This is a genomic window from Cytobacillus gottheilii (assembly GCF_018582665.1).
Taxonomy (GTDB): Bacteria; Bacillota; Bacilli; order Bacillales; family Cytobacillaceae; genus Cytobacillus; species Cytobacillus gottheilii.
On sequence record NZ_CP071709.1, the window covers coordinates 1,589,486 to 1,615,592 of the forward strand.

The 26,107-nt window shown below is 47.5% G+C and carries 35 protein-coding genes; 32 read left to right on the forward strand and 3 right to left on the reverse strand.

The features are described from left to right. The first annotated feature begins 155 nt into the window (after positions 1-155). The 6 genes from J1899_RS07825 (at position 156) to J1899_RS07850 (ending at position 4,374) form a co-directional block, all read left to right on the forward strand. Entirely contained in the window at positions 156-749 is a 594-nt protein-coding gene (locus J1899_RS07825; RefSeq protein WP_246586611.1) for an ATP-binding protein, read from the forward strand. Next, the gene (locus J1899_RS07830; RefSeq protein WP_214478307.1) at positions 746-1,030 is read left to right on the forward strand and encodes a membrane lipoprotein lipid attachment site-containing protein; all 285 of its coding nucleotides are present in this window, start codon (positions 746-748) and stop codon (positions 1,028-1,030) included. The genes J1899_RS07825 and J1899_RS07830 overlap by 4 nt, the downstream gene beginning before the upstream one ends. After that, the gene (locus J1899_RS07835) at positions 1,027-1,509 is read left to right on the forward strand and encodes a hypothetical protein (protein ID WP_214478308.1); all 483 of its coding nucleotides are present in this window, start codon (positions 1,027-1,029) and stop codon (positions 1,507-1,509) included. Before J1899_RS07830 ends, J1899_RS07835 begins: the two co-directional genes overlap by 4 nt. A gap of 2 nt (positions 1,510-1,511) precedes the next feature. Then, positions 1,512-1,919: a YopX family protein gene (locus J1899_RS07840; RefSeq protein ID WP_214478309.1), complete on the forward strand. Its 408-nt coding sequence runs from the start codon at positions 1,512-1,514 to the stop codon at positions 1,917-1,919. An 18-nt stretch (positions 1,920-1,937) separates the two neighbouring features. Next, positions 1,938-3,323 (forward strand): DnaB-like helicase C-terminal domain-containing protein, encoded by a 1,386-nt coding sequence (locus J1899_RS07845; protein ID WP_214478310.1) that lies wholly within the window; start codon positions 1,938-1,940, stop codon positions 3,321-3,323. 85 nt (positions 3,324-3,408) lie between these two features. Then, a complete protein-coding gene (locus J1899_RS07850; RefSeq protein WP_214478790.1) occupies positions 3,409-4,374 on the forward strand; it encodes a toprim domain-containing protein in 966 nt (321 codons plus the stop codon). Positions 4,375-4,413: 39 nt separating this feature from the next. Here the strand turns inward: J1899_RS07850 and J1899_RS22825 are convergent, their stop codons facing one another. Then, positions 4,414-4,602, reverse strand: a complete 189-nt coding sequence (locus tag J1899_RS22825) for a helix-turn-helix transcriptional regulator (RefSeq protein WP_214478311.1) — start codon at positions 4,600-4,602, stop codon at positions 4,414-4,416. 45 nt (positions 4,603-4,647) lie between these two features. Then, positions 4,648-4,845 (reverse strand): helix-turn-helix domain-containing protein, encoded by a 198-nt coding sequence (locus J1899_RS07860; RefSeq protein WP_214478312.1) that lies wholly within the window; start codon positions 4,843-4,845, stop codon positions 4,648-4,650. A gap of 129 nt (positions 4,846-4,974) precedes the next feature. Here J1899_RS07860 and J1899_RS07865 point away from each other — a divergent pair, with 129 nt between their 5' ends. The 26 genes from J1899_RS07865 to J1899_RS07990 all read left to right on the forward strand — a co-directional run bounded on the left by J1899_RS07865 (position 4,975) and on the right by J1899_RS07990 (position 25,708). After that, positions 4,975-6,192, forward strand: coding sequence for an AimR family lysis-lysogeny pheromone receptor (locus tag J1899_RS07865; RefSeq protein WP_214478313.1), 1,218 nt, complete (start codon positions 4,975-4,977; stop codon positions 6,190-6,192). Between the two features lie 321 nt (positions 6,193-6,513). Further along, positions 6,514-7,116, forward strand: a complete 603-nt coding sequence (locus J1899_RS07870; RefSeq protein WP_214478314.1) for a sigma-70 RNA polymerase sigma factor region 4 domain-containing protein — start codon at positions 6,514-6,516, stop codon at positions 7,114-7,116. A 196-nt stretch (positions 7,117-7,312) separates the two neighbouring features. Next, positions 7,313-7,465, forward strand: coding sequence for a hypothetical protein (locus tag J1899_RS07875; protein ID WP_214478315.1), 153 nt, complete (start codon positions 7,313-7,315; stop codon positions 7,463-7,465). Then, positions 7,462-8,019 carry a hypothetical protein gene (locus tag J1899_RS07880; protein WP_214478316.1) on the forward strand — a complete coding sequence of 186 codons (558 nt, stop codon included), beginning with the start codon at positions 7,462-7,464 and terminating at the stop codon, positions 8,017-8,019. Before J1899_RS07875 ends, J1899_RS07880 begins: the two co-directional genes overlap by 4 nt. A gap of 712 nt (positions 8,020-8,731) precedes the next feature. Further along, positions 8,732-9,472 carry a hypothetical protein gene (locus tag J1899_RS07885; RefSeq protein WP_214478317.1) on the forward strand — a complete coding sequence of 247 codons (741 nt, stop codon included), beginning with the start codon at positions 8,732-8,734 and terminating at the stop codon, positions 9,470-9,472. Between the two features lie 13 nt (positions 9,473-9,485). Further along, positions 9,486-9,902, forward strand: coding sequence for a group I intron-associated PD-(D/E)XK endonuclease (locus tag J1899_RS07890; RefSeq protein WP_214478318.1), 417 nt, complete (start codon positions 9,486-9,488; stop codon positions 9,900-9,902). Then, entirely contained in the window at positions 9,902-11,158 is a 1,257-nt protein-coding gene (locus tag J1899_RS07895) for a hypothetical protein (protein WP_214478319.1), read from the forward strand. The genes J1899_RS07890 and J1899_RS07895 overlap by 1 nt, the downstream gene beginning before the upstream one ends. Before the next feature lie 204 nt (positions 11,159-11,362). Continuing rightward, positions 11,363-13,525, forward strand: a complete 2,163-nt coding sequence (locus tag J1899_RS07900) for a DNA polymerase (RefSeq protein WP_214478320.1) — start codon at positions 11,363-11,365, stop codon at positions 13,523-13,525. Then, on the forward strand, positions 13,515-14,108 hold the full coding sequence (locus tag J1899_RS07905; protein ID WP_214478321.1) for a hypothetical protein: 594 nt from the start codon (positions 13,515-13,517) through the stop codon (positions 14,106-14,108). Before J1899_RS07900 ends, J1899_RS07905 begins: the two co-directional genes overlap by 11 nt. Before the next feature lie 15 nt (positions 14,109-14,123). After that, on the forward strand, positions 14,124-14,357 hold the full coding sequence (locus tag J1899_RS07910; protein ID WP_214478322.1) for a hypothetical protein: 234 nt from the start codon (positions 14,124-14,126) through the stop codon (positions 14,355-14,357). Continuing rightward, on the forward strand, positions 14,358-15,383 hold the full coding sequence (locus tag J1899_RS07915) for a hypothetical protein (protein ID WP_214478323.1): 1,026 nt from the start codon (positions 14,358-14,360) through the stop codon (positions 15,381-15,383). It abuts the gene before it with no gap. Beyond that, positions 15,383-15,721, forward strand: coding sequence for a hypothetical protein (locus J1899_RS07920; protein WP_214478981.1), 339 nt, complete (start codon positions 15,383-15,385; stop codon positions 15,719-15,721). Before J1899_RS07915 ends, J1899_RS07920 begins: the two co-directional genes overlap by 1 nt. Further along, complete coding sequence (locus J1899_RS07925; RefSeq protein ID WP_246586612.1) at positions 15,718-16,221, forward strand: crossover junction endodeoxyribonuclease RuvC; 504 nt, start codon at positions 15,718-15,720, stop codon at positions 16,219-16,221. Before J1899_RS07920 ends, J1899_RS07925 begins: the two co-directional genes overlap by 4 nt. Further along, positions 16,221-16,553: a hypothetical protein gene (locus tag J1899_RS07930; protein WP_214478324.1), complete on the forward strand. Its 333-nt coding sequence runs from the start codon at positions 16,221-16,223 to the stop codon at positions 16,551-16,553. The genes J1899_RS07925 and J1899_RS07930 overlap by 1 nt, the downstream gene beginning before the upstream one ends. A 5-nt stretch (positions 16,554-16,558) precedes the next feature. Next, positions 16,559-16,711, forward strand: a complete 153-nt coding sequence (locus tag J1899_RS07935) for a hypothetical protein (RefSeq protein ID WP_214478325.1) — start codon at positions 16,559-16,561, stop codon at positions 16,709-16,711. Between the two features lie 167 nt (positions 16,712-16,878). Further along, a complete protein-coding gene (locus J1899_RS07940; protein ID WP_214478326.1) occupies positions 16,879-19,170 on the forward strand; it encodes a ribonucleoside-diphosphate reductase subunit alpha in 2,292 nt (763 codons plus the stop codon). A 55-nt stretch (positions 19,171-19,225) separates the two neighbouring features. Next, complete coding sequence (locus J1899_RS07945; protein ID WP_214478327.1) at positions 19,226-20,263, forward strand: ribonucleotide-diphosphate reductase subunit beta; 1,038 nt, start codon at positions 19,226-19,228, stop codon at positions 20,261-20,263. 12 nt (positions 20,264-20,275) lie between these two features. Beyond that, a complete protein-coding gene (locus J1899_RS07950; RefSeq protein WP_214478328.1) occupies positions 20,276-20,608 on the forward strand; it encodes a hypothetical protein in 333 nt (110 codons plus the stop codon). A gap of 2 nt (positions 20,609-20,610) precedes the next feature. Beyond that, on the forward strand, positions 20,611-21,264 hold the full coding sequence (locus J1899_RS07955; protein ID WP_214478329.1) for a PhoH family protein: 654 nt from the start codon (positions 20,611-20,613) through the stop codon (positions 21,262-21,264). Positions 21,265-21,276: 12 nt separating this feature from the next. Beyond that, entirely contained in the window at positions 21,277-21,588 is a 312-nt protein-coding gene (locus tag J1899_RS07960; RefSeq protein ID WP_214478330.1) for a MazG-like family protein, read from the forward strand. Continuing rightward, positions 21,585-21,887 (forward strand): ImmA/IrrE family metallo-endopeptidase, encoded by a 303-nt coding sequence (locus J1899_RS07965; RefSeq protein WP_214478331.1) that lies wholly within the window; start codon positions 21,585-21,587, stop codon positions 21,885-21,887. Before J1899_RS07960 ends, J1899_RS07965 begins: the two co-directional genes overlap by 4 nt. Then, positions 21,888-22,733 carry a thymidylate synthase gene (locus tag J1899_RS07970; protein ID WP_214478332.1) on the forward strand — a complete coding sequence of 282 codons (846 nt, stop codon included), beginning with the start codon at positions 21,888-21,890 and terminating at the stop codon, positions 22,731-22,733. A 300-nt stretch (positions 22,734-23,033) separates the two neighbouring features. After that, positions 23,034-23,249, forward strand: coding sequence for a 3D domain-containing protein (locus J1899_RS22830; RefSeq protein ID WP_425515009.1), 216 nt, complete (start codon positions 23,034-23,036; stop codon positions 23,247-23,249). Between the two features lie 172 nt (positions 23,250-23,421). After that, entirely contained in the window at positions 23,422-24,180 is a 759-nt protein-coding gene (locus J1899_RS07980; protein ID WP_214478334.1) for a hypothetical protein, read from the forward strand. After that, positions 24,177-24,761, forward strand: a complete 585-nt coding sequence (locus J1899_RS07985) for a nucleoside/nucleotide kinase family protein (RefSeq protein ID WP_214478335.1) — start codon at positions 24,177-24,179, stop codon at positions 24,759-24,761. The genes J1899_RS07980 and J1899_RS07985 overlap by 4 nt, the downstream gene beginning before the upstream one ends. After that, positions 24,758-25,708, forward strand: a complete 951-nt coding sequence (locus J1899_RS07990; RefSeq protein WP_214478336.1) for a DNA cytosine methyltransferase — start codon at positions 24,758-24,760, stop codon at positions 25,706-25,708. The genes J1899_RS07985 and J1899_RS07990 overlap by 4 nt, the downstream gene beginning before the upstream one ends. A 14-nt stretch (positions 25,709-25,722) precedes the next feature. On the opposite strand, the gene J1899_RS07995 is transcribed toward J1899_RS07990, so the two are convergent. Next, positions 25,723-26,082: a hypothetical protein gene (locus J1899_RS07995; RefSeq protein ID WP_214478337.1), complete on the reverse strand. Its 360-nt coding sequence runs from the start codon at positions 26,080-26,082 to the stop codon at positions 25,723-25,725. Positions 26,083-26,107 lie beyond the last annotated feature (25 nt).

Sequence of the window (26,107 nt, forward strand, 5' to 3'; positions counted from 1 at the left end):
CGAACAACCACGCAAGCAAATGCCTGCTCGCCTCGCGCTGTAAAGTCGCTAACCAAGCGCAATGCCAAGCCACGTGTCCGCATTTCGTGAGTCTCCACGGTCTTAGCGGTCGAGGCGGTCGGGTCGCAACGGCGGGCGTTCCGGCAGACTATCGCATGGTGACGGTTGCCAGCTCGCCAGCACGCGCCGACCAAGCGGATGTATACAAAAATGTAGACGCGTATGTGGCGACGTTTGAGCGACAATTTGACGCGGAGGGTGAGCGAATAAAGTCGCTGTACCTTTTCAGCGAGAGTCCCGGAACCGGCAAGACAACGACTGCTGCCGCAATTTTAAACGAATGGCTAGTCGCTCATTATACCGGAAGCATTCAGCGCGGTCAGCAAGCGTTACAGCGACCGGCGCACTGGCTCGATGTCAACGAGTTCCAAACGCAATATAATCTCGCAACCATGACGAACGATGAATCGGCAATGGCGGCTATCAAAACGGTCATACAACGCACACAGCAGGCGCCGTTCGCCGTTCTTGACGATATTGGTGTGAGGTCAGCGAGCGAGGCGTTCAGATCGTATTTACACGCGATTATTAACCATCGAACAGCCAACGGACTGCCGACCGTTTACACGTCGAATTTGCCAATCGAGGACATGGCGCAAGTGTTTGACGCGAGGCTGTACGATAGGATGCGTGATCAATGTGCGGTATTAGCTTTCGCAGGACAATCGAAAAGGGGGATGCGACGATGATGAAGAAATATATTTTCGCGGTACTGTTAGTCTTCATATTAGCGGGTTGCAATCAGAAAACGGAGGAAGCGAAATTAAGTAAACTAGAAAACGCGAAAGTCGTTAGCGTTTACGTAGTTAGAGCAGACGGTACGGTTGTCGTAGATAATGGCGAAGAAATTTTAAAATTAGATTACAACGCGTTTTATACCGAATTAATAGAGGGTGGCATTTATGACATTTATTATCGCGGTAAATCGCTTGAAGGAGCGACGGAATCGGAGGAGGGCGACAACCAATGAGCGATAAACCCGCAATCAGTTTCGGCGACATTGTGCGCATTGACGGCTATGGACAACGTCTGTTTCGCGTAGAAACCTACGAATATATTCGCTACCATTCGCCCGAACATACGGACGACGAGTGGGTCTACGACTTGACTGCGTTAGACAGCGGCGAATTTATGGTCGCGACGGACTGCGACTTGGAACTCGTAGCGGACGCCGGGCAGGCTGACGAATACTTGCGAGCCAATCCGGTCAAGCCGGCGGTTGTAGGCTGGCGACAAATAGCAACGACTCCAAAAGAGCCACCGAAACCAACGGCGCGAGAGTTATCGGCACAGGAAGCGGATAAGCGAAGGGCTCAACGAAAGGCGCGCGCCGATCAAGTCGACAATCTGCTGGATAGGCGAAGTTGGTATGCGAAGAGTGAAGCCGTGGACAAGGACGAGAGACTTGCGGAGATTGACGCAGAGTTGCGAAAATTAAAGGAGGCTTAGGTATGCGTAAGCTAAAGGTTAGAGCTTGGGATATTACAGAGTCTAAATGGATTGAAATTAATAAAATAGGTTTCTTAGATAACGGTAAAGCTTGGTATGTAGAAGATCACGAAAAAACAGATCCGCCGTATTTTACCGATATAAACGACTGGGCATTAATGCACTACACAGGCCTAAAAGACAAGAACAGCAAAGAGATATATGAGGGGGATATTGTTTGGTGCCCTTGGAAAGGTGAAAAATTCATTATTGAATGGGATGAAATTGGAACAGGATATCTTTTTCATAATGTTGATTATAAGGAAAGAACTCATGGCATTGACTATTACGAATTCGAAGATATGTGCGCTTCTCTTGGGTTTGAAGTCATCGGAAACATTTACGAAAATCCAGAGTTAATCAACTCGTAAGGAAAGGAGGTTTTACGTTTGCAATACGGAGCCTTACTATTATCAAAAGTCATCGACGCCAACGACCCGTCAGCCCTGACGCGCTTCAATATAGACGAACGCGACTTGCCGTCAGCCAGCGAGCGCCAAGCCTACCGTTTTATTCGCGACTATGCCGAACGGAATCGCGGCCAAGCGCCAAGCTATGCGACAGTGGCGGCGGAAGTGCCCGGCTTCGAATCGTGGTATGCGCCGCAAATAAACGACAGCTACGATCATTTAACGCGGCAAATAAAAAGCTACGCAGCCAAGCAAGAAATTATTGCGATGGTAAACGGGACAGAAGAAGAAATTGAGAAAAACCGCGATAGCTGGCTTAGTAGAACGCTTAATGAAAATTCCGACGGCGTCGAAGTGCTAAAACTATTGCGTGAAAAAGCGGAACAGGCTATAATTAGAACAAGCGTTCGGAGTAAAGTGGGAACGGACGTTAAAGCCGACGGCCTTTCGTTTCTTGACGAATATCGCAAGCGCAAGGCGGGCGAGTCATTTAAGATATGGCGATCGAAATTCGCCAAGATTAACGAGCAAATCGGCGGCTATTTGAGCGGCAACATGTATACGTGGTACGGTCGGTCGGGTCGCGGAAAGTCCGTATTTACAATGGAAGAAATCATCGAAGCGGCTGCGCAAGGGGCGAACGTGCTTGTGTGGGCGATGGAAATGTCGCGATTCGAATGGATGGCGCGTGCTTACTCGTCAATCAGCGCTAGGGCGGGCGTAGCAGTCGATAAGGTCAACGGCGTGGACTACGAAGTCGGCTTCGAAAACAAACAACTGATAACGGGCGGCTTGACGGAAGAGTTCGAAGCAGGCCTCGAAGTATTTCTATTGCGAATGAGTGAAGGTGAATACTTGCCGGGCAATATAACGGTACGAGCGGCTGACGACGTTGATTTTTACAAACGCGACATACGCCAACTTGAAGCGGACATACAGGCGACTAATGCCGACGTCGTGCTCGTCGATCCAATTTACCTTATGGACTACGAAGCGAATACGAGCAAGGTAGCCGGCGGCGATGTCGCCAATACGTCGAAGCGCCTGCGCCGACTAGCCGGACAGACCGGCGTTACCCTTCATATTATTACGCAAGCTGAGGAAGTACGCGACGATACGGACGAGGACGGCAACCGCGAGTTGCGGCCGCCAAAGCGTGCGGAAATCAAGAAAACGAAAGCGGTGCTCGAAGATGCGACGAATACCTTCGGCATAGATACGCTTGACGGCAGCGGTCTAATTGAAATCGGCAAAGGACGGAACGGCGGCGAAGGAACGCAAGTCGAAGTGCTATATCTTCCGAACTTCGGAATAGTTCGCGAAATTGACACAGGTGTGGCAGTCGCGTCACATTTCGATTTCTGACCGTAACGGTTTCATTTGTAAGGAATTACCACTATACAAGCGAGATTATTCGTTATATAAAAGGAGGGAGTTCGTTTTGTCGGATATGATTATCGATGTCGAATCGGAACTACGCCAATACGACTGGACACGCGCCACATGGACCGGCGATAAGCTGATCGCGGCGAGTCCTTTCCGTTACGACAATACGCCGAGCTTCTTCGTACGACTAAGCGATTACGGTCAATATCCAGCCGGCACATGGGCGGACAGCGGCGCTTATGACTCCGAATGGGCCAGCGGTAACATCGTTAAACTGCTCGCATTCCTTCGCAATGAATCGTATGAGGAAACCGAGGAATATCTGCAGGCGACGTATGGATTTGCGACTGAGCCTGGCGAGGACATTCGCTTGAAGCCGATTAAGCTACGGACAGCACAGCGGCGGCAACCGTTGGTGGCGAACATGCTTGATGGCTATGCGGAGGACTATGCTTACTTGGAATCGCGGGGCATTAGCGCTGAAATACAGCGACAGGCGGGCGTCAAATATGATGCGAAAAGCCGAGCGGCTGTGATTCCGTGGAGCGACGAAGTAGGCCGGCTGCGGACGGTTAAATTTCGGAGCATTCGCGGCAAGACGTTTTGGTATACGCGCGGCGCTACTCCGGTTCGCGAACTATTATACGGCGCGGAACTTGTCAATGGCGGGCAAGTGGTCGTATGTGAAGCGGAAGTCGATGCGCTAAGCTGGCGGCAAGCTGGCTATACGGCAATAGCGGTCGGCGGAGCGAGTTTCGGTCGAGTGCAGGCGGACGTATTGAGGCGGCTGCCGATCGACGAGTTAATCATCGCGACTGACAACGATAAGGCTGGCGAAAAGTTAAGGCGGCAAATTGCGGCAGAAGCTAGGGGCATGCGCGTTAAGCAGGCGTATGTAAGTGATGGCGTGAAAGATGCGAATGAGGCGCTCGTGAAATACGGAGTGAATGCGTTGAGGGATGCGATAGCTCGGTCGGAAGAACGGCGTTTGTTGTCCGTGAAACCACGGAGTCCGTCGCTGGGTAAGTAACGCCTCTTACCCGTTACGTAACGTGTTGACTTTCGAGAGTTAGTCGTAGTGCCATTCGTAAAGGTCTTCGATGGAACAGTGTAATAGGTCCGCGAAGACTTTTGCGGTTGATACCTTCATTATGTAGCGGTTATTTTCATAGTCGCCGATTTGTTTACTGTCGACGGAAGTTCGCTCGGATAATTGTTGCTGCGTTAATCCTTGCGCTAATCGGCGCTCTCGAAGCAAACACTTTCCGACCTGTGGCGTCGTGTTTCACCTCGTTTATGTAATTTATTTATAATTAATGCGGACTACTTTTTCGATTGGAACTTTTAATTCGATGCAAAGCTTTTCGATTGTACTCAAATTTACCGGTTGATCATTAGCTATAGAAGTTTGTGTTTTAGAACTTAGTATCTTACCGCGGAAATCGCTTATCTTCATGTTGCGTTCTTTAAGCGTTTCCCTTAATGGTTCATAACTAATCATATTTTGCACACCTCCTAAAATTTAGAATAAAATGTTTACAAAAGTAGACATTAAGTATATACTTGAAACAAGTAAATTATAACAACCGTTGCGGACTTTGACCACACTTTTTATTAAAGGAGATTAGCTATGCACACTTTTCCCGCAATCCTTGAAGAATTAATCGATGAACATCCCACACTCACATTCAAAGAAGTATATACGAAGTTAGGCGTTTCTAAGTCATTTTTCTATCAAATTCTAAGCGGAAAAAAATCACCCTCGTTTAGAAATTTACTAAAACTATCTTATATCCTTACTCCTGAGAATCCTACTAAAACAATCTTCGAATGGTGTCACCTAGAGATTTCCACAGAATGTACAAAAAACGCATTTGAATATGCGTCTGTAACTAGAAATATCCCACTATTGAAATACCTAGTCACAAAACATAAGAAATCACCAGAAACTTTAGGCGAATGCTCAAAAGTATACGCGATCCAGTTGGATTATATGACTTATAAGATAAATGGCAAGGAATTTTATGCGAAAATTGAAAAGATTCGTGATATAACAGATAAAGTTCTTTTAGTTTTGATCGATATATTTAAAACGTACGGATTATTTCATTTAAATAAGTTCTTTATAATGTCTGAAAATCTGTCGTTGTTAGAAAATAAAATTTCATCTGTAGGTAATCGCGAAACATTTTTAAGAGAATGCTTCACTTTAAGAATGTGCGAAATCTATGCACCTGTTTTTCTTCATATGAATTACTTAGAACAATGCAAATTCTATGCAAACGTATTAATTAACTCGAGAATTTGTGCGAAACTTGAATCAGACGGGTATTATTATATGGGCATGGCGCTGATGCTTGAAAACAAGATAGAAGCAATTGAAAACATCAAGAAAAGTATCAGCGTTCTTAACAGCAGTCAAACAGACCTCATTGAAATCGCAGAAAATAACTTGATCTTTGCGGAAGCATTCTTGAAGTTGGAGAGTTCAGTCGAGCACGATTCATTTGACAAATCAACCAACATCTTTAAAAAAATTAGACATGAGGAGGTTATAAATGACCAGGAAATTGCGTATTTAGAAAAAGAAAAATCGCGCGACACCTTTTGTAAATATTACTATTCTTTATTTAAAAAATCAGCAGATGGATTGACTGAATGTTTTATGGAATTTCTACAAGCTGGTAACCTATTTTTCGCTTCCGCAATGATTCACGAAATCAGTCACACAGGAGCTGCTGTTGGCCTATTCAAAAATCTAATTAACTTAAAGATAGGGGATGTAACAATTGAAAAAGAAAATTATCAGTGCTTTAGCGATTTTGATGTTTATTCTACCGTTGTCTAATGTGGCAGCAAGCGAAAATAAAGAAGTACCAAAAGATGAAGAAATTGTTTTTACAACATTTGACGGACCAGGCGTAAGACCAGGCGGATAAACAATCAAGCCCTCACTCAATAGAGTGGGGGTGTTTTATTTAAATATTCTGTTATGTTTCGAAAGTACACAAAAAAGTTTTTAAACAAGATGGTGTACTATCGGAAGAATTAACATATATTTCATGTATTATATACATACAGACAAGTTAAACAAAAAAGTTTTAAGGATTTTGTGCGAACTGAAATATTTGCGGGTATTATTATATGAAACGAAGAGGAGTGGTAAAAAGTGAATGTAGAAAACTTAATAATGGAGTACCAAGAAACGAAGAGTGACGCAGTGTTCACGCAAATTTACGAAACGCTGGCGGTAAAGTTTCTGAAAGAGGGTGACTATCGCCAAGCCGTCGCAAGATCAATCGGAGCTGACGAACACGAGCTGCAGGAGATATTCGATGATTGCGTAATGTACACCGTCGGTAACTACGACGGCAGCCGAAGTTTCGAAGCGTACTTTAAATGGAAATTTCGAAACATGCGCGCTAACTTTCTTCGCGATAAGAACACGGACCGGCAAGTCCACCTTAACGCGATTCACCTAGATGATGACGAAAACACGACGCTTGAATTAGTCGACGCGGCAAACGTCGAGCAAGAAGTCGTAAAAACAACGGAAGCCGACCAACGGCAATTGATCGACTCCCTAACCAAAGATATTGACGCAACGACGACGGCAATCGTCGAAGCGCTCCCTCGATACGCATCCGTCAACGCGCTCGGCAAAGCGCTCGGAATGCATCACGAGGTTGTAAAACGTAGCTTGAAAAAACTAGCGAAAAACTACGACGTTAATAAATTCGGTGACTATCGCCAATATTTACAAGCAATTTGACGCTACACATCGCCTGGCAGCGAAATATGTTACTAAGCAAAAAGCTTAGATGCGCCTATTGATATTTGACGGAATAAGGCGTTTAAGCATTACGTCCTATTCCGGTCAATCTCATTATAACTGCTATACGGTAATTCGTATAGACTATAGTCAAATAATAACGCAATTCGACAAAATATGCAAGTGGAGGTCGTATATGATGCGCCAAACTAATGCTATTAATAAATATTATTCCCAAGCGAGCGAAAATAAAACCGAAAATGATGCTTACGCGAAATTAATTCGCAAAGTTAAAGACGGCGTCGACCGCGACAAGCTTCCGTCAATCAAGGCGGTGCGACTCGGATGAAGAAGTATAGAGTTACACAGCACGCATGTTTTCGAGCTACTGAACGGTTAGGAGTCACGGTAGAGCACGCGTCAAATCACTTAAACCAACTGATGCAAACAGCGTTTTACCAAGGGGATTTAACGCATCCAGACGGTAAAATTCGTAGAGCCTTCGATCATTACAAATCGAAAACGCGATTAATCTTAGGAGAAGATGACGAGATAATCACCGTTTATAAATTCCCGGAGGAAGAACCTAAAGAAAGCCCGAAAGACTCACACACCGACCTTTTTGCGGAAGATGTTCGCTTGTTCATCCAACGCAAGTTTGCGAAATCTGAACGCGAATATAAACGCAAGGAACGCGTTTTATCTATCGAAATAGCCGAGCTGAACCTCGAACTTGCTACGCATCAACTTAGTTATGCGAAAGCCAAGTCGCCAAAGGTTCGCGCCGGCTTGTCGGATAAAATTGCGGAAGTCCAGGCGAAAGTTGACCGCGTGAAGTTCGAATTAGACACGGCGACCAAAGCGTTCAACGAAATTAAAGAAAAGGCGGCGGTTTACTTATGATCGAAGCAATCGTATGGAGCGGCATAATCGCGTTCGTCCTAATCATCGCGCTTACGTGGAAGGCGGCGGGCGAAGAATGAGCGCAACTGTCGTTAATCTAGCGCAAGTCAAGCGAAAAAGGAAACGCAAGGAAATCGAAGCAATGTACGTTGCATTTTACGGAAATAGCTGGGCGCGAAACTAGCGCCTGCTTTCATCGGAGGCTTTCGAGGCGGTCGTTAAGTAAGTTTGTCGCTGAAATGATGCATAATCGCCGTTTCAGTTTCGACTAGCTATTCGTTGGCTTGCGATGAGTGCAGGACGCTGTGCTCTCGAAAAACCCGTACGCATGAGTTGTGGTTGACCGCGTACCTAATAAAACGCTGCATAGACGTACCACTATACGTCGGCACACACCGGTCCGAGCGAAGGGTTTGGAGGACAACGGTTTTAGCCTAGGATTAGGTAGCCGAGTGGACTGACTGGCAATGGCACCTCGCTGTTAGGCGGTCAGCCTGCGTCGGCTGGCGGTTATTTACGAGGACGGAACAGCTGGCCGTCACGCCTGGCGGAAACATTTGGATGAAGCGCGGCTGCTCCGTGTGGAATCGATCGCCGGGTCGTAAAAATAGCGTAAAAGCTAAGAGATGCGGAAGTGGCACTCCGCCGTAAATAATCGCCAGCGGGCGTGGGAATTATCCGGCGTTCGAAATTATAGCAAGGAGGAAAACGAATGACAAACGTAAATGAGCAGTTTTTAGTTGGCGACGCGGCTGACGAAGCGTTAAATGACGAAGGAGGCAACGGCGGTAAAGGTGCGAAGTTTTCATCGCTAAAGTCCGGTACGACTTACATCGTCAAGCTTATCGGCTTAAAGGACTACTTTCAGTTTTACAGCTACGGCATCTACAACCAAGTCGATTCATTTTGCGCCGACAAGCCGTCGAAAAAGACGCCGAAGGGTTTCCCGATCGATAACTTGACGCCGTGGGACAAAGCTTTCCGTTACCACAAGGACTTATCGCAGGAATGGACCGACGCACACTCGCAAGAGGCGCAAAAGTATAAGCCGAAGTCGCGTTTTGCAATGGCGTTCTTTGACCTGACAAGTGGTGAAGTCATTGCGGTCGACCTAAGCGCTAAACAGCATACAACGGTCAAGTCGGCGATCGAAAAGTACGCCAAGCGTAAGGATAAAATAGCGTTCGAACTATCGAAAACAGGCGAAAGCACGGGCACAGTCGTAAGCCTTGCGCCAGTTATCGATATGGAAGAGGACTTGGACGATGTGCAGCGTGCTAACTTCGAAAAAGCGCCGGCTGAAATCGATATGTCGCAATTCTTTAGCGCTCCTTATATCGCGGATGAGAAGGAGCAAATTGAAGCGCTTGTAAAGGCAGGCTTCGATATTTCGCTGATTGGCTTATCGCTGGGCGCGCAAGCTGACGGCGGCGAACCGAAATACAACTTTTAAGGAGGCGGTTTAATTGGCGCATGAAACAATCACGAAAGGCCGCCATAGCGAACTACTTGCGCAAACTGCCTTACTTGCCAACGGTTGGTCGGTGTCGGAGCCAGTCGCTCCGGAGCCGTTCGACCTCGTGGTAAGGGCGCCAGGCACAACGGACTGGCAGACGGTGCAGATCAAAAGCGCGCGGGTTCGCGGCGACAGAAACGGCGAAATCGTATGCTATGCGCGGAAGAACAACGGCAAGCCTTACGATAAGCAAGACTGCGACAAGTTTATCGCGGTGCTGAACGGTGAGGTATTTATGTTTGACAATCGCGAGATCAGCGAGTATTGGGTCGGTGCTGACTCGATAGATGCGAAATGGACGCGTTTATCGACGGGCATCGAATCGTTGCAAAGCGTAATAACAAATAACGAAGCGGAGGCGATATAATGGCGAAATTAATGAACGTAAAAACACTCGATATGGTAAACGGCGAAATTACGAAGGTCGAGTATGACGGCGCGGTGTACGAGAAGGTTGACGGAAAGGCGCAGATTGGCGATTTAGTAACGACAATTTCCTCTTGGGGAACGATTGAGGTAGGCGAGAATTACATCGTAATAGATACGCGAAGTCATTCCGGTCATGATTACGTAGACGTTGGCAACAATATCGTTGGCTACCAGGAGGACTTCGTAGCCTATCGCAAAACGTCTGCCAACCCAACGACATCACTCGACGAGCGCGTAAGCACGTTAGAGCAGCGCGTTGATTCGCTCGAAGGCAAGGGCGGCGAGCAAGCGGTTGAATATCGCGAAGTTAAGCGCGAAGCTAAAGTCGGCGAGCTGGTAAAAATCGTAGATGCGTATTACGCGGACAATTACAACAACGGGGACATTCGTAAAGTGACTGCAAGCAATCCGGAAACCAACTTTGAGCATGCACACGTACTAATTGAGCCGGATGACGAGTTTGTCTTAACGAAGGAGTACGTCGTACTCGAACCGATCAACGCCGACACCATCACGCACGAAGGCGCCGAGTACACGCTAGTTGACCGCAAAGCACAGCCGGGCGATGTCGTGGTGTTTACGGAAGCTACGTCTCGATACGTGACAAACGGAAAGCCGTACCTAGTCGATGCCTACGATTTAATTATCGACGATGAAGATGACGAAATATCGGTTTATAATAACGACTCAGAATATGGGCGCACGCCAGCCAACGTTAAAGTATATGCGCCAGCTACGCCGAAGGTCGAGCCGTTGAAGGTCGGCGATTATGCGAAGATTGTACATTCCGTGCGAGGACTCGAAGGCACAATCGTAATGATTATTAGTACGGATGTTCCTACGCACGATTACGAAGTCGAGCATATTCCGAAAATTGACGATCAACTTTACGGGGCTGACGCATACCAGCTTGTCCGCGCAACCGACGAAGAAATCGCCGAAGCCAAAGCGGAAGCTGAACGCAAAGCAGAAATCGCACGCTGGGCGAAAATTGGACGCAAGCCGAACGAGTTCAAGAAGGGCGATATCGTGCGCGTAATAGAAGATACCGGCGCAAATGAAGAAGGCGAAATCGTTATTATTGCGGAAGATGGAGCGAATGTGTATTTCGATGAATGTGGCGATAAGTACGGATGCAGACCGCATTGGTTCGAACTAATCGCGCCAGCAGAATCGCGCTTTGACGATGAATAAATGCGCCAATTGTAACGCCGACATTCCGCAAGGAAAGCTACACCTCGACGACGACCACGCAGACTTGACGTTTTGCGACGCCGACTGCTGGCGAGATTGGGCGCGCGATGGCGGCGAGGAAGTAGTCCTGGCGTTCTACAAACGGATGAACGTGCGAAAAGTGTTGATCGATTAGAAAGACAACGACGAAAGGGCGGTGGTCACATGTCGCCAAAATTACGGCTTAATTTAACGCAAGCTGACGACAGCACGGCAGCAGAGCGTGTGCAGGCGGCAACCAAGCGCAAGCAGGCGGCGAGCGAAACGATGGACGAAGCGTGGGCGCGCATACTCGCGATGAAAAACAGCGATACCGACCAAGCGCGGCTAATCGCAGTCAAGAACGCCATGACGGAGGGCACGATAAGCAGGTCGCCCTCCGACGCTGGCAAACGATTTAGCAAGGCGGAAGCGTTGCGGTTATACGCACAATTGGCGGAACAGCAACGCGATCAAAAGCTGGCCGACTTGGTCGCTAAAACGCCGGCAAACTACGTGTTAGTCGACACGCTCGATAAGTTGACGAAAATGGCTGACGATATTAAAGCGGCTGAAGTAATCGCGTTTGACTGCGAAACATTTGGCGAAAATAACGGAGCGCTTGACCCGTGGCGCGGCAACGTTGCGGGGTTCTCCGTTAGTACTCGCCAGGCAAGTTATTATGTGCCGTTAAATCATACGGAAAAGTGCGAGCTAAACTCCTGCAGCACTAACGATGTTCTCGGAATTGTTGCGGTGCCATTAATGACGTCAAAAATCGTGATGCACAACGCGCCGTTCGACTGTAAATGGTTCGAAGTAAAATTCGGCTTAAACTTAGCGGACGCTTTGCACGCTGATACACGGATAATGGCGATGGCACTCGATGAAAATCGCGATCACAGGCTAAAGAATTTGCTGACCGACTGGCTGAAACAGCCGAGCGACAACTTTGACGAATTATTTCCGAATGTGCAATTTAACAATGTTCCATTAGAAGTCGCTTTACCTTACGCGGCAGGCGATACGGAAAAGACACTCGCGTTATATGACTGGATTATGACGCATCTAAATTCGCCACAACTTGCTAACATTAAGCGTTTACTGTTCGAGGTTGAAATGCCGGTTTGTCGCCACTTTATTAAGTCAGACTTGCGCGGTATTCGATTCGATAGAGAAGCAGCGGCCAAACTTGACGAAAAGCTGGCGATTGAAGAAGCAGAGTTACAGCGAAAAATAATCGAGCAATTTGGCGAAGAAATTAACTTGAATTCGCCAGCACAACTAAGCAAGAAACTTTTCGTAGACTTGAAACTTACAGACCACGGCAAAGGGTCGACGAATAGCCGTTTCATGAAAAAGATCAAGCGCGAGCATCCGGTCGTGCCTATGATTCTCGAATACAAGGAGATTGGTAAACTACGGTCTGCTTTTACGCAAAAGTTGCCGAAGGAAGTTAAAAGCGACGGCAAGATTCATCCGTGGCATAACACTTGGGGCGCGGCAACTGGACGATTCACTTGTAAAGACCCTAACACGCAACAGATACCGGCAAAGCGGCCAGAAATTCGCCACTTGTTCTTAGCGACGGATGCTGACCGAATACTTGTATCGATTGACTATTCGCAGATTGAACTTCGTGTACTGGCGCATATGGCTAACGAAACGATTCTTATTGAAGCATTCGAGCAAGGTCGCGACATTCACTCGACAACAGCTGCGTTAATCAGCGGTTACACCTACGAAGAGATTGAAGCGAATAAAGATACCGACGGCTCACCGTATCAGAAATTCCGTAAGCAAGCGAAAATAGTAAACTTCGGGATTGTATACGGAATGGGCGCTGGCAAACTTGCTGACACGTTGGAAATCTCGAAAAATGAAGCGCAAAAAATCATCGACGATTACTTTAAAGGTTATCCGGGGATCAAGCGCTACATGGACGATCAGCACGCGACAGTAATGAAGCAAGGATTTGTAACGGACATCTTCGGTCGTAAACGCAGACTGCATGCGGACGTTAAATCGAAAGAGCGATTCCGTGTATTTGGAGCACAGCGGCAAGCCGGTAACTTTCCAATACAAGCGAGCGCAGGGTCGATTTTAAAGAAGGCGATTGTCGACCTTGCGGACGTACTACCGCAAATGGACGTGTATATTCTCAGCCAGACTCACGACGAAGTTCTATACGACTGTCCGCGAAATATCAGCCGAGAAAACCTTTATAAGATTCGCGAAGTTATGGCGCAAGCGGTTAAGTTGCGTGTACCAGTTTCTTGTGACATCGAAATATATCCGGAAAGATGGCAGCAAAAAATTAGCGAAGAGGAGTGGTTCAGTGCGTTTTAGTCGTATGGCGAAAAACGGCAAATTAGGCGATGGTTGCATTATAAAGCCTTATAAAAACGCGAGCATGAGTTTTACCTCAACGGATTTGAACGTTATTAATTTTAAAAGAAAAATGTGCATAGAAGAAGGTTTCACATTCGGAGAAATCGGTACTCAGAAGTCAGGGTACGGAGGCACCAAAACTATTTACAAGTTTAACACGCACGTTGACGAAAGAATAACACAAGTCGCTGACGCTAGTTATACCGACCTAATTAAAACGTTAGACAAAGAAGATTTATTTCTTTGGTATATAGACGACGGAAGCTGGCACAAAACAAGAAACACGATGCATCTTTATTCTAATATGCTGAATGACGATGAAACTAGCGAACTTATTGCGAAAATAGACGAAATATATGGAATTGCACCGCGAGCAAGAAAAGATCGCAAGCGCGACGGTAGGTCATTCAATTATCTGTATTTTCCTCGCGATCTAGTAAAACTTTTTCGGCCAGAGTTCAAGGAGTATCTAATAGAACTAAAGCTCGAGTCGATGTATTACAAATTTGGCGGTCTTGATTATGAAGAAAAAACTGCCTAATAAGGAGGAATCGGAATGAAAGAAATGACACTCGCAGCACTTGGCGTCATCGCATCGTTTTTCTTATTAACGCTACTTGTCGCAATTGGCTTCGCAGTACCAGCGGTCATTTTCTACGCAGGCTTGCCGATCATTGGCGTAACAGTAACGTTCGCTGAGGCGATGACCGTTAGCATATTGATATACGTGGTTGGCGTACTGTTTCGCGGAGTAATGTTTGAACGGAAGAATACAAAGGAGGACGAGTAATTGACGCAAATATTAGCAGAACAAATAGCGCAAGACTTTATCGAATTTCTCGACGAGTTTCACCGTTACCCGCAGCCATACGATGACGAAATGGACGCGGAGTTCTATGAGCAGTATGCGCGTGTTTTGCACGAACAACTCGAAGAAAAGGACGGCTGGAAAAAGTATTTGTACGGACCCGACGGTACAAAGCGACCAACATTCGCGCCAAGTTCTGCGGGAAAGGATGAACGCCAGCTTTACGCCAAAGCGATTTACGGACGTAAGGGTCAAGATGAACGACCGCCAAACCGTAATCAACGCGACTGGACGGGACTTGGATCGCAAGTTGGGGCGTACATTCAGCGCGAAGTTATGCTCGCGGAACGTCACTTCGAAAAGCTGACGGGCAAAGCGCCACGGTTCCGATTCGAGCGAACAGATCGCGGCGAGCCAGCGTTTGAGCACTTCGTTAAAAAGATTCACGAAGTAGAACACAACGGCGAAAAGTTCGGCTTGAATGGATTACCTGACGGAATCCTTCATTATATAACGGACGACGGCGAAATCTTGCGCGTGGGACTTGAAGTCAAGTCGTTTCAAAAGAGCTATACGGAATTTAAGAAGCAGGACAAAGCGAAACTCGACCACGAATTGCAAACGCACGTTTACAACGAAATGTACGACCTAGATTATACGATCATCGTTTATCACTTAACGTATGGCGCCGATTGGGAATACGAATTCGGACGCACAAAGGCTTTCGGTCGTTATTTTCCGAAAGAGTCACGCGTTGAATTACTCGACAAGTTTGCGCGAGTGACGAAGGCATGGCGCACCAAAACACCGCCGGCTATCGAACTTGAAGGTTGGAAATATAACGATTACAAGACAGCTATTGCGAAAGAAATGGACGACGAGGAGTTCGAGCTACTAAAGGCGCAAGTCAGACGGGCGCAGCGGTCGAATTTGCCAGCGTGGAAGAAAGCGGCTTTCTATGACGCGTTCGAGTTCATTAAGGAAGTGCGCGAAAAGGAGGCGGAGTGATGGCGGATAAGTTCTCCAAATACCCTGTAAAAACGGACATCGGCGAATACAAAGTGGACATCATTGACACGCACGTTGCCTTCGGTCTCAGACAATGGGTTGTTCGTATCTTTACTAAGAACGAAAGAAAGACGTTTTTTAATCGAAGAAAATTTATATTAATGTACGAAGTTGGCACTGCATGGCGTAATTATGAAGAATTTGCAGTGGATTTAGTGGGACTCGCAAAGTCAGTTGTAAAACGATATGAGGACGAAGTTGCGGCGGAATTAAAATTCGATCAAGATTTCAAGGTATCTATTAAGCTATTCAACGATTGGGACGGTGACGCCCGTTGAGAGTCCTCGCCTTTGACACGTCCTTATCGTTGCCGGGCGTAGCTATCATCGAAATGCGCCGCAACAAACCGACCATCACCGCACTATCACACGTCAAAACGAACACGTCACAAACGCACGGCTTGCGCGCTGACATCGTCGAATCGTGGGCGACGTTGTTTATCGCAGACCACATCGGAAAGAACGGCTTTGACGTCATTATTCGCGAAGATTTCCAGGGGCGGTCGTCGCGACAGAATCATCCAGTTTTCGCCGCATGGTCGGGCGTCGATCGAGCGTTGCATAAATTCGGCATTAACTTTACAACGCCAGCCATTTCGCAGTCAGCCGTTAAGAAGGCGGTCGTCGGCTCGGGCAAGGCGGAGAAGCACGAAGTAGCTGACGCAGTTCGGCGCTGGACCGGCTATGATGGCGAGTTTGCTACGCCGGACGAAAGTGATGCGGCTGCGATAGGGCTTGCATATCTGATTAACGAAGGAATTATTAAGGAGGCGGAATAATGATCGGATTAATTATCGCTGTATTTTTTATTGTCGTGGTATTGACGATTTGGACTGCCGTTAATGTAAGTGAAAGCAAAGGAATAATTAAGCGCTGGGAATCGCTGGTTCAGGCGGAAGAAGAGTCGGAAAGTAATTTTCGCAAGATAAAAACCGCAGTAGTTTCGCTAAATAACGGTCAGATCGACGAAATACATGGCGTTGACCGTTACTCTTGGGACATCGAAAGAAGGTCGTTGTACCTCTGGAATAAAGAAGGCAAGGCGGTTTCAATCTATAACCTATCAGTAATTACCAACGTTCATTTTAATCGCGAAGGGGAGGCGGAATAACTATGATGAAATCACGTAGAGAACGCAGACAAGAGGCACGCGAAAGTAGAACGGAATTTAAGCCGCAATACAACGGCAAAGCACCGCAGACTTACAAGGAATACTACGGCGTCGACTACGAGCGCTTTAACAATAAATTCGTAACTGTTGCGAAATGACCCTCGAAGCCACCTACGAAAAGCTACTCGAATCACTTAACGCAGAGTTGCACGAACTTGACCGTGAAATCCAACGCGCCGACCAACGGCAAGCTGAACGCCATGCTCGGCGCGCAACGGTCGCGGAAGCAATCACAGACATTAAATCGAAGATTGGAGCGAAGTAAATGACGTTAATTACGAAAAACAATGGGCGACGCAAGTTGCCGTTCGACGAGCCGAGATTGCTTGCGTTTATCCAGTCGGCGACGCATCGATTTCCGGAGCTGGATGTCGCTGAATATACGGAGAAAGTCATCCGTTCGATCGAGAGTCGCGACGAATACAAGGCGGATCAAATTACGCAACTATTAACGAACACAGCGCTTGAGTTTATCGACGCGGAGAATCCGAACTGGACGTTTGTGGCAGCATATATCCACCTTCGCTCGCTTTACAAGCAGGCGGCAAGAAATCGTGTTTATGACGCATTCAGTAAGTACGGCGACTTCTACTCGCTGATTACAACGCTAACAAACGAGGGCGTCTACGAAGCGAAATTACTCGAAACATATACGAAAGAAGAAATACGCGAGCTTGGCGAAGTTATCGACCCCGAACGCGACAAACTATTTACTTACATCGGACTTAAAACGTTAAGCGACCGTTACCTGGCGAAGGATTACGATAAGAACATCTTCGAATTACCGCAAGAGCGTTTCCTTATTATCGCCATGACGCTTATGCAGTTAGAAGCGAAAGACAAACGCCTAGAACTCGTTAAGGAAGCGTATTGGGCGATGTCCAACTTGTATATGACGGTAGCCACGCCGACATTAACAAACGCGGGCAAGGTTGGCGGTCAACTATCCTCGTGTTTCATCGCGACAACTGACGATAGTCTGCAGTCGATCTACGACGATAACACAGACATTGCGAATCTATCGAAAAACGGAGGCGGCATTGGCGTTTACCTCGGAAAGATACGTTCGAAAGGCTCGGACATTCGCGGTCACAAGAACGCGAGCAGCGGTGTATTGCCTTGGATGAAACAGCTGAATAATACGGCTGTCAGCGTCGATCAAGTTGGCACCCGACAAGGAGCAATTTCCGTTTATCTTGACGTTTGGCATAAAGATATCTACTCGTTCCTTGACGCGAAGTTAAACAACGGCGACGAGCGACAGCGTACGCATGACATATTCACAGGCGTTTGTATTCCGGACATCTTCATGGAGCAAGTCGAAAAACGCGGCGATTGGTACTTATTCGATCCGCATGAGGTCCGCAAGGTTATGGGCTATTCGCTAGAAGACTATTTCGACGAGCAAGACGGCGCTGGCTCTTTCCGTGATAAATACGAGGAATGCGTTCAAGAAAACGCGTTGAGCAAAGTTAAAGTGCCGGCGATTGAAATAATGAAACGTATCTTGCGTTCGCAGCTCGAAACTGGCACGCCGTTTATGTTCTATCGCGACGAAGTAAACCGTAAGAACGCTAACAAGCACGCCGGCATGATCTACTGTACGAATCTATGCACGGAAATCGTTCAGAATCAATCGGCGACAAAGGTCATCGAAGAGTATACGAAAGACGGCAAAATCATCATCGAGAAAGAACCGGGCGATTTCGTCGTTTGTAATCTATCGTCTATCAATCTCGCAAGAGCAGTAATGGACGACATTCTTGCGCGGTTAATACCGATTCAAGTCCGCATGCTTGACAACGTAATCGACATAAATGACTTACCCGTAACGCAAGCACAAATAACTAATATGAAATATCGCGCAATCGGCCTCGGAACATTTGGATGGCATCACTTACTTGCGCTGAAACGTATTCGTTGGGAGTCCGAGGAAGCTGTTAGATTTGCGGACACGCTATACGAAGATATTGCGTATCTCACGATTAAAGCTAGCGCTAAATTAGCGAAAGAGAAAGGCTCATATCCTGCGTTTGAGGGCAGTGAATGGTCGACAGGAGAGTATTTCGTTAATCGCGGATATTTGCCGGAAAACGACGGAAATGCTCACGCTTATAGCATCCGTTGGGCAGAGCTTTCATCGGAAGTTATCCGCACGGGCATTCGAAACGCCTACCTATTAGCGGTCGCACCTAACGCAAGCACGGCACTGATAGCCGGTTCAACTCCGACGATTGATCCGATATTTGGCAAGTTTTATTCCGAAGAGAAGAAGGACTATCGCATTCCAGTCACAGCGCCCGACTTAAACACAGAAACAACGTGGTATTACAAATCGGCGTATTTTATCGATCAAAAGTGGTCGATTCGCCAGAACGCAGCAAGACAACGCCACATTGACCAGGCGGTTTCCTTTAACATTTACGTTCAGCAAAACGTACAGGCTAAGGAATTGCTCGACTTGCATATGACGTCATGGCGCGAAAAGTTAAAGACGTCGTACTATCTACGCTCAACCTCCTCCGAGATAGAGGACTGCGATTCATGTTCGAGTTAATGGCGGGGGTTTTGCCCGCCTTGCTTTACCTTTACAACGACAGGAGGACGAATGAATGACGATAAACAAGCGACAAATAATGGATGCAGACGCGCCGAATCGCTCAACGGGCATTATCAACGGACGATCTTCGAACGTTCTGAATTGGGACGACGTAAGGTATTCGTGGGCATATCCGAAATATAAGAAGATGCTGGCGAACTTTTGGACGCCATTCGAAGTTAATATGCAGCATGACGCGAAACAATTTACGAAATTAGAACCGCATGAACAAGACGCGTTCCTTAAAATCATCGGCTTACTTGCGTTGCTTGACTCGATTCAGACTGACTACGCGGGGAAGGTCGCCGATTATCTAACGGACTCATCGCTAAGCGCATTAATGATAATCCTTGCGCAACAGGAGGTTATCCATAATCACTCGTATAGCTACGTTTTATCATCGATCGTAAACAAAGCGAAGCAAGACGAAGTATTCGACTATTGGCGCTCAGAACAGACTTTGCGTGACCGTAACGATTTCGTAACGGAAGGTTATCGCGAGTTTGCGGAGGACCCAACGGCTGAAAACTTGCTGAAATCAATCGTATACGACGTAGTGCTCGAAGGTCTATTCTTTTACAGCGGATTCGCGTTCTTCTATAACCTTGCGCGTAATCAGAAGATGGTCGCGACAAGTACGATGATCAACTACATTAATCGTGACGAACAGATTCACGTCGACCTATTCGTAAAAATATTCAAGGAAATACTCGCGGAAAACCCCGAACTAAACACGCCAGAACTTGCGGACTTTGTACGTGACACATTCGTTAAGGCAGCCGAACTGGAAATCGAGTGGGGACGCACCATCATCGGCGACAAGATCGACGGAGTTTCGATGAAAGACCTGGAGGACTACATCAAGTTTTACGCAAACGTTCGTTGTAATCAACTCGGCTTCGACCGTCCGTTTGAAGGTTATCGCAAAAATCCGTTGCGATGGATCGTAGCGTATGAGGAAGTAGACCACGGCAAGTCGGACTTCTTCGAACAGAAATCGCGTCAGTATACGAAAGTTAGCCAGGTAGACAATGGATTCGACGAACTATAAGGAGGCGATAGCGTGGAAATTCTCGCAGTAACGACGCATTGGTTTATTTATCTATTTGGTCTGACACTTATAGGAGGCTTTGCTTTATTGTTGTTGCTCGGAATATTTGTCGAAATTGAGGACTGGGTGAATAGCGGAGTGGATAAAAAATCATTCCCGGGTCTATTAATCATTGTGTTTCTGCTGACTTTTACATGTTTTGCACTAACGGAAGTTATAAAAGACGGCCCGCCAAAAACCTACGACGCGAAAGTAACGGACTTCAACGAAGTTTACAACAACGGCTATCACGTAAAAGGAAAACGCGGCGATCTATACAAATTAGAGAAAAGCGAGGCGAAATAACGATGCCATTACCCGTCAATAATATGCTATTCGGATTCGCAGACAAACTTACCGACGAGCAGCGCACTTATGTCGATTCGATTTTCGATAATCAACTAACGATCGTCAACGCGAAAAGTGGTACGGGCAAGACGACGCTCGCCGTTGCTTGCGCCAAGTTGCTCGGCAAGCCGTTAATTTACGTATTCGCACCGGTACAGGAAAAGGCGATGGGCTTCCGTCCGGGCAAGCAGTCCGAAAAGGAAAGCGAGTATCATCAACCGTTAATCGATGCATTGTTGAAAATTAACGAAGTGCCAGCGAAAGTTGTGTACGACGAAGAGAATCCCGACGCGCTAAAGTCAGGCCACGTATGGGTCTATCCGAAATCACACATATTTGCGCGTGGCACAAACATGGAGGAATACACCGTCATAATCGACGAATGCCAAAACTTCACACGCGGCGAACTGAAGAAGGTTCTAACGAGGATTCACGATAGCTGCAACGTAATTATGATCGGACACGACGGTCAGTGCGATTTGCCCGACCCGAAGAAAAGCGGATTCGCGCCTTATATCGAACATTTTCGCGATGAACCTTATTGCGGAGTCGTAGAACTAACGAAAAATTTCCGCGGCAGACTAGCGCAACATGCCGACGAATTATCCTGGTAGGAGGACGAGTGAATGAACGTAACTACGCAAATTAAACAATGGGCGGTCGACCGCAATTTACACACGGCAAATCCCGATAAGCAAATGCTGAAACTATTCGAGGAACTTGGCGAGCTAGCCGAAGGCATGGCGAAAGCACGTCCGGACCAAATTAAGGACTCAATCGGCGATGTGTACGTAGTGCTAACGATTCTATCGCTACAACTCGGAATTGATATCGATGAATGCATCGCAATGGCTTACGACGAAATCAAAGACCGCAAGGGGCGCATGATTGATGGCGTTTTCGTAAAAGAAGCGGACTTGAAGGAGGGCGACGAATGATTCCGACAAAGGTACGTATAGGCTCCGTTGATTATTTCGTAACTGAACACGCTGGCCTGCACGACAACGGTCACGAGTTGCTCGGCCATGTACTATACGATTGCACAGCGATCAAGCTGGAAGAACACATGCCAGTACAGCGAAAGGTCGGCGTTTTAATACACGAAATAGTTCACGCAGTATTTCACGAAGCTGGCTATACCGAGCAGGACGAAGACATGGTGACGCGACTTGGTAACGTGCTTCACGGCGTTCTTCGCGATAATGACTTCGAATATGTACGAAAGGCGGGCGAATAAATGGCGGATAAACAATACTTTGAACTTGCGCAGCACATACTCGACCACGGCGTTGAGAAAAGCGACCGAACCGGCACTGGCACCTTGTCGGTGTTCGGTTGGCAATCGCGGTATGACTTATCGAAAGGCTTTCCGTTACTGACTACGAAAAAACTTCACTGGTCGTCTATCGCACACGAATTGCTTTGGTTCGTTTCAGGCGATACAAATACGAAATACCTAACGGATAATGGCGTGCGAATATGGAATGAATGGGCTGACGAAAACGGCAATCTCGGTCCAGTTTACGGAGAACAGTGGCGCAAATGGCAACCTGCGAAATTGGTGTGGGATTATCGTTGGGACGATGGTTCAGAAATGTTAACGGAAGATACTGTCGATCAAATAACTACTGTAATAAAGCAAATTCGCAAAGATCCGAATAGCAGAAGGATGCTCGTAAACGCATGGAATGTCGGAGAACTCGACGAAATGGCTTTACCGCCGTGTCACTTCGCTTTCCAATTCTACGTAGCAAACGGAAAGCTGTCGTGCCAACTGTATCAACGCAGCGGTGACGTATTTCTCGGCGTTCCCTTCAATATCGCAAGCTACTCGCTCCTAACGCACATGATCGCGCATGTAACTGGCTTACAGGTCGGCGAGTTTATTCATACGATTGGCGATGCGCATATTTATACGAATCATATCGATCAGATAACAACGCAGCTACAGCGCGAGCCTCGTCAGTTGCCAACGCTGAATATTAATCGCCAGGTAACGGACATAGACGATTTCAAATTCGAAGATTTCGAGATTGTCGGGTATGACCCGCATCCTCACATCGCAGGAAAAGTCGCAGTCTAACGAAAGGATGATTCTATCAGTATACTCGCAAATTTACTCATAACTATGAATCTACTAACGGGCGCACCAACGGTCGAGTCAGCGGAACTAGCGCCCATCGTCGCACCAAACGCGCAGACCTGGCGTCAGCAAACCGAGGACTATCGCGCGATTATAGCCGAACAACGAGAGACTATTGAACGCCTAAACGCAACGGCATGGCAACCGTTCGAGACCACGGCGTACACAGCGGAATGCGTTGGCTGTAGCGGAATAACTTCGGAAGGCATCGACGTCACACAGCGGACGCACTACGAAGGCATGCGAGTAATAGCCGCCGACCCTTCGGTGCTGCCGATGTGGTCAACGGTTGAGCTGCGCTTTGCTGACGGGCGGACGGAGCGTGCGATTGTGCTTGACAAAGGTGGCGCGATCAGAGGGCGCAAGCTCGACTATTTAACGGCAAGTCACGGCGAGGCAATACGGTTTGGTCGGCAGCAGGTCGACGTAAAAATTATCGAAAGAGGTGCGAGGTAATGAAAAGTCTAATCGCAAATATCTGCGTTTCTATTTTACGAAAGTTACAAGTGTCAACAGTTATCGGATGTAAGATCGAAGGTAAAATTACGCTATTAAATAAAGACGGTTGGATGTGCGATAGCTATGTAATTCTCGCGAATGTTAACGAAGATCAAGAGGAGGCGGAATAATGAAGAACTTAACTGCTAAGCACTATATCGCAGACGAATCAATTGGCGGGATCGAGCGTGAATATGTTGAAACGAACAACTTAGCGTATATCGACGATTTAGTCGTGACTGAATTTCCCAATTGTTTTACGCAGGGTAAAGTATACGAAGCAATTTACGTAGAAGATAACGGCGAGGTAACGTTAATTGATGACGAAGGCGACGAGCACATCTTATCTTTCGGAAATTATAAAACGCTAGAACCAACGAACATCGTCCGCATTGATGGCGCACGCTACCGTCTAGTCGAGCGAAAGGCAGAGGTTGGCGAGAAGATACTAATTAGGAATGCGAACTTCACGTTTGGTGATTATGCTAACGGAGATGTTTTAAACGTTGTAGAATCAGACGATGATTCCGTAACTGTAGAGGACTACGGAAAAGTAAAAGACAAGGTTTGCACGTATATTACTCACAGGGAATATAACGTACTTGAACCGATCGAAGCCGCGTCAGCCAACGACGACTTACCAACCGTAGACGCCACGCAAGCCAGTCCGCAAGTCATCGACATGTTGGCGAATCTAGCGCGCCGCGTCACGTCGCTAGAATCGCAGCTATCCGACACGCAGCGCAACGTCGAAACTTTCGCACAGCAGACGGAATCCAACACGAAGGACATCGCCTACCTTGACGAACGCACAACGGTCAGCGGCGTCACATTTACCGCCGAGCAACTAAGCGCGATTATCGAAGCGATTGGCGGTGCTAGCCGATGACCAAGTTTCCAGTCCGCAAGCTTGCGATATGTGGTCCGATACGCGCCGGCAAGGACGCAGTCGCCGACTACTTGGCGCGGGAGCACGCGTTTGAACGGTTCGCATTTGCCACGCGCATGAAATCGTTGCTGCACGAATTGTTTCCGCATATTCCCGACGAGCCAAAGCCGCGCCGTGCTTACCAAATTTTCGGGGAGGGCATACGTAACTTACCGATCGAAGGCGCCGAGCACGTTTGGATTAACGCGTGCTTGCGCTTGGTCAACTCGCATATTTGGTGGCATAGCGAAGTTGACAATCGGGGCGCTAACGTAGTCATTACGGACTTGCGCTTGCCTGCGGAGTACGATCGATTACGTGCCGAGGGCTTTACGATTATTCGCGTTACAGCGCCGGATCAGTTGCGAATGGATCGCGCGATTGCGGCAGGCGACAATTTCACGGTTCATGACTTCGCTCACGACACGGAGCAACACGTAAATGGATTCGCGGTGGATTACGAGATTGTGAACGATGGGACGCTGGAAGAGTTATACGCGAAGGTTGACGAAATAGTTGCGAAAATGGAGGCGGTCGATTGATTAAGATACTCGAATTATTTGGCGGCATTGGTGCGCCTCGTAAAGCGCTGATTAATCTAGGAATCGACCATAAGGCGATAGATTACGTAGAGATTGACGAAAGACGCGTTCGGGCCTATAACGCGCTGTATGACCATCGGCACAAGCCGCAGTCGGTCGTAGGCTACAATTTAAAGCCGGACATTCTCGTACATGGATCGCCATGCCAGGACTTCTCGCGAGCAAGAATGCGTTGGGGCGCAAGGGACGGCGGCGAAGGCGAAAAGTCATCGCTGCTCGGCGAAACAGTGAAGATAGTCCGCAACATGGGCGTATGGCGTCCGCGGATCATCGTGTGGGAGAACGTTAAAGGCGTACTGGATCGCGATATGGTCGGAGCATTTTACGATTATATCGAGGACCTTAACGAAATGGGCTACCGCACCTCATTCGACGTTCTTAACGCAATGGATTTCGGCATACCACAACGCCGCGAGCGAGTATTCGCAATTAGCACGCTTGACGGCAACTCTTTCGATTTTAACGCGTTAGAACGAAAGCCCGCAGCACACATTGACGAATTCTTAGAACGCGATGTAAACGACGAAAAATATATGATTACGGTGCCGTCGATGACTTCGAAAATAGCCGAAATAAACCCGGACGGCATCGCAGGATATTCGCGAACACTTGACGTCATAGACACGCATTGCTGGACGATAACTGAGCGCCAAGACCGTTGTCCTAACGCTGGCATCATTAAATTAGCGCCAAAGCGTTATCGGTACTTAACTGAACGTGAGGTATGGCGGCTGATGGGTTTTAGCGACGAAGATTTTGACAGCGTGGCCAGGAAGTTTCCGACGCGGGAAGGCAAGCGAAACGCAACGTTATACGCGATGGCCGGCAACAGTATCGTCGTAAACGTGCTAGAAGCGATATTTAAGGAATTATTGCGGACAAAATAAGCAATTGCCCGTAGCTATTCCGCCTGGAAAGCGTGCCAGTGAACGGTGCCTTCGTCGACTTGTCCGTCGGACACGAATCTGATCGGCAAATCTGATTCTGACATGCCGAGTTTACTAGCGACAAGTCTGCCGATGGCTGTTCCGAGATAGCCACGCTTATCCATTTTTACGGCTGTCGCTCCGGGAACCTTGGCAAGTTCCTGTTTCGCGATTCCTAGGCGTTTGTTTTCGACGTCAACGCTAACCACGACGTAATCAGACGGCGAAATGTTTAATGCAACGATGGTTCCGCGACCAAGCGAAAGTCTAAGCGCTTTATCTAGCGTGACTGTAGGCATCGGAGCACGCGGAATATGTAACGGTTGAAACGGCATGATAACACGTCCTTTTGCGATTGTA

What these genes read in the sequence shown, in the direction of transcription:
- J1899_RS07825 (WP_246586611.1), top strand. Translation starts at nt 156, where the DNA reads ATGGTGACGGTTGCCAGCTCGCCAGCACGCGCCGACCAAGCGGATGTA.
- J1899_RS07830 (WP_214478307.1), top strand. Translation starts at nt 746, where the DNA reads ATGATGAAGAAATATATTTTCGCGGTACTGTTAGTCTTCATATTAGCG.
- J1899_RS07835 (WP_214478308.1), top strand. Translation starts at nt 1,027, where the DNA reads ATGAGCGATAAACCCGCAATCAGTTTCGGCGACATTGTGCGCATTGAC.
- J1899_RS07840 (WP_214478309.1), top strand. Translation starts at nt 1,512, where the DNA reads ATGCGTAAGCTAAAGGTTAGAGCTTGGGATATTACAGAGTCTAAATGG.
- J1899_RS07850 (WP_214478790.1), top strand. Translation starts at nt 3,409, where the DNA reads ATGATTATCGATGTCGAATCGGAACTACGCCAATACGACTGGACACGC.
- J1899_RS07860 (WP_214478312.1), bottom strand. Translation starts at nt 4,845, where the DNA reads ATGATTAGTTATGAACCATTAAGGGAAACGCTTAAAGAACGCAACATG.
- J1899_RS07865 (WP_214478313.1), top strand. Translation starts at nt 4,975, where the DNA reads ATGCACACTTTTCCCGCAATCCTTGAAGAATTAATCGATGAACATCCC.
- J1899_RS07875 (WP_214478315.1), top strand. Translation starts at nt 7,313, where the DNA reads ATGATGCGCCAAACTAATGCTATTAATAAATATTATTCCCAAGCGAGC.
- J1899_RS07880 (WP_214478316.1), top strand. Translation starts at nt 7,462, where the DNA reads ATGAAGAAGTATAGAGTTACACAGCACGCATGTTTTCGAGCTACTGAA.
- J1899_RS07885 (WP_214478317.1), top strand. Translation starts at nt 8,732, where the DNA reads ATGACAAACGTAAATGAGCAGTTTTTAGTTGGCGACGCGGCTGACGAA.
- J1899_RS07895 (WP_214478319.1), top strand. Translation starts at nt 9,902, where the DNA reads ATGGCGAAATTAATGAACGTAAAAACACTCGATATGGTAAACGGCGAA.
- J1899_RS07900 (WP_214478320.1), top strand. Translation starts at nt 11,363, where the DNA reads ATGTCGCCAAAATTACGGCTTAATTTAACGCAAGCTGACGACAGCACG.
- J1899_RS07910 (WP_214478322.1), top strand. Translation starts at nt 14,124, where the DNA reads ATGAAAGAAATGACACTCGCAGCACTTGGCGTCATCGCATCGTTTTTC.
- J1899_RS07920 (WP_214478981.1), top strand. Translation starts at nt 15,383, where the DNA reads ATGGCGGATAAGTTCTCCAAATACCCTGTAAAAACGGACATCGGCGAA.
- J1899_RS07930 (WP_214478324.1), top strand. Translation starts at nt 16,221, where the DNA reads ATGATCGGATTAATTATCGCTGTATTTTTTATTGTCGTGGTATTGACG.
- J1899_RS07935 (WP_214478325.1), top strand. Translation starts at nt 16,559, where the DNA reads ATGAAATCACGTAGAGAACGCAGACAAGAGGCACGCGAAAGTAGAACG.
- J1899_RS07940 (WP_214478326.1), top strand. Translation starts at nt 16,879, where the DNA reads ATGACGTTAATTACGAAAAACAATGGGCGACGCAAGTTGCCGTTCGAC.
- J1899_RS07945 (WP_214478327.1), top strand. Translation starts at nt 19,226, where the DNA reads ATGACGATAAACAAGCGACAAATAATGGATGCAGACGCGCCGAATCGC.
- J1899_RS07955 (WP_214478329.1), top strand. Translation starts at nt 20,611, where the DNA reads ATGCCATTACCCGTCAATAATATGCTATTCGGATTCGCAGACAAACTT.
- J1899_RS07960 (WP_214478330.1), top strand. Translation starts at nt 21,277, where the DNA reads ATGAACGTAACTACGCAAATTAAACAATGGGCGGTCGACCGCAATTTA.
- J1899_RS07965 (WP_214478331.1), top strand. Translation starts at nt 21,585, where the DNA reads ATGATTCCGACAAAGGTACGTATAGGCTCCGTTGATTATTTCGTAACT.
- J1899_RS07970 (WP_214478332.1), top strand. Translation starts at nt 21,888, where the DNA reads ATGGCGGATAAACAATACTTTGAACTTGCGCAGCACATACTCGACCAC.
- J1899_RS22830 (WP_425515009.1), top strand. Translation starts at nt 23,034, where the DNA reads ATGCGAGTAATAGCCGCCGACCCTTCGGTGCTGCCGATGTGGTCAACG.
- J1899_RS07980 (WP_214478334.1), top strand. Translation starts at nt 23,422, where the DNA reads ATGAAGAACTTAACTGCTAAGCACTATATCGCAGACGAATCAATTGGC.
- J1899_RS07985 (WP_214478335.1), top strand. Translation starts at nt 24,177, where the DNA reads ATGACCAAGTTTCCAGTCCGCAAGCTTGCGATATGTGGTCCGATACGC.
- J1899_RS07995 (WP_214478337.1), bottom strand. Translation starts at nt 26,082, where the DNA reads ATGCCGTTTCAACCGTTACATATTCCGCGTGCTCCGATGCCTACAGTC.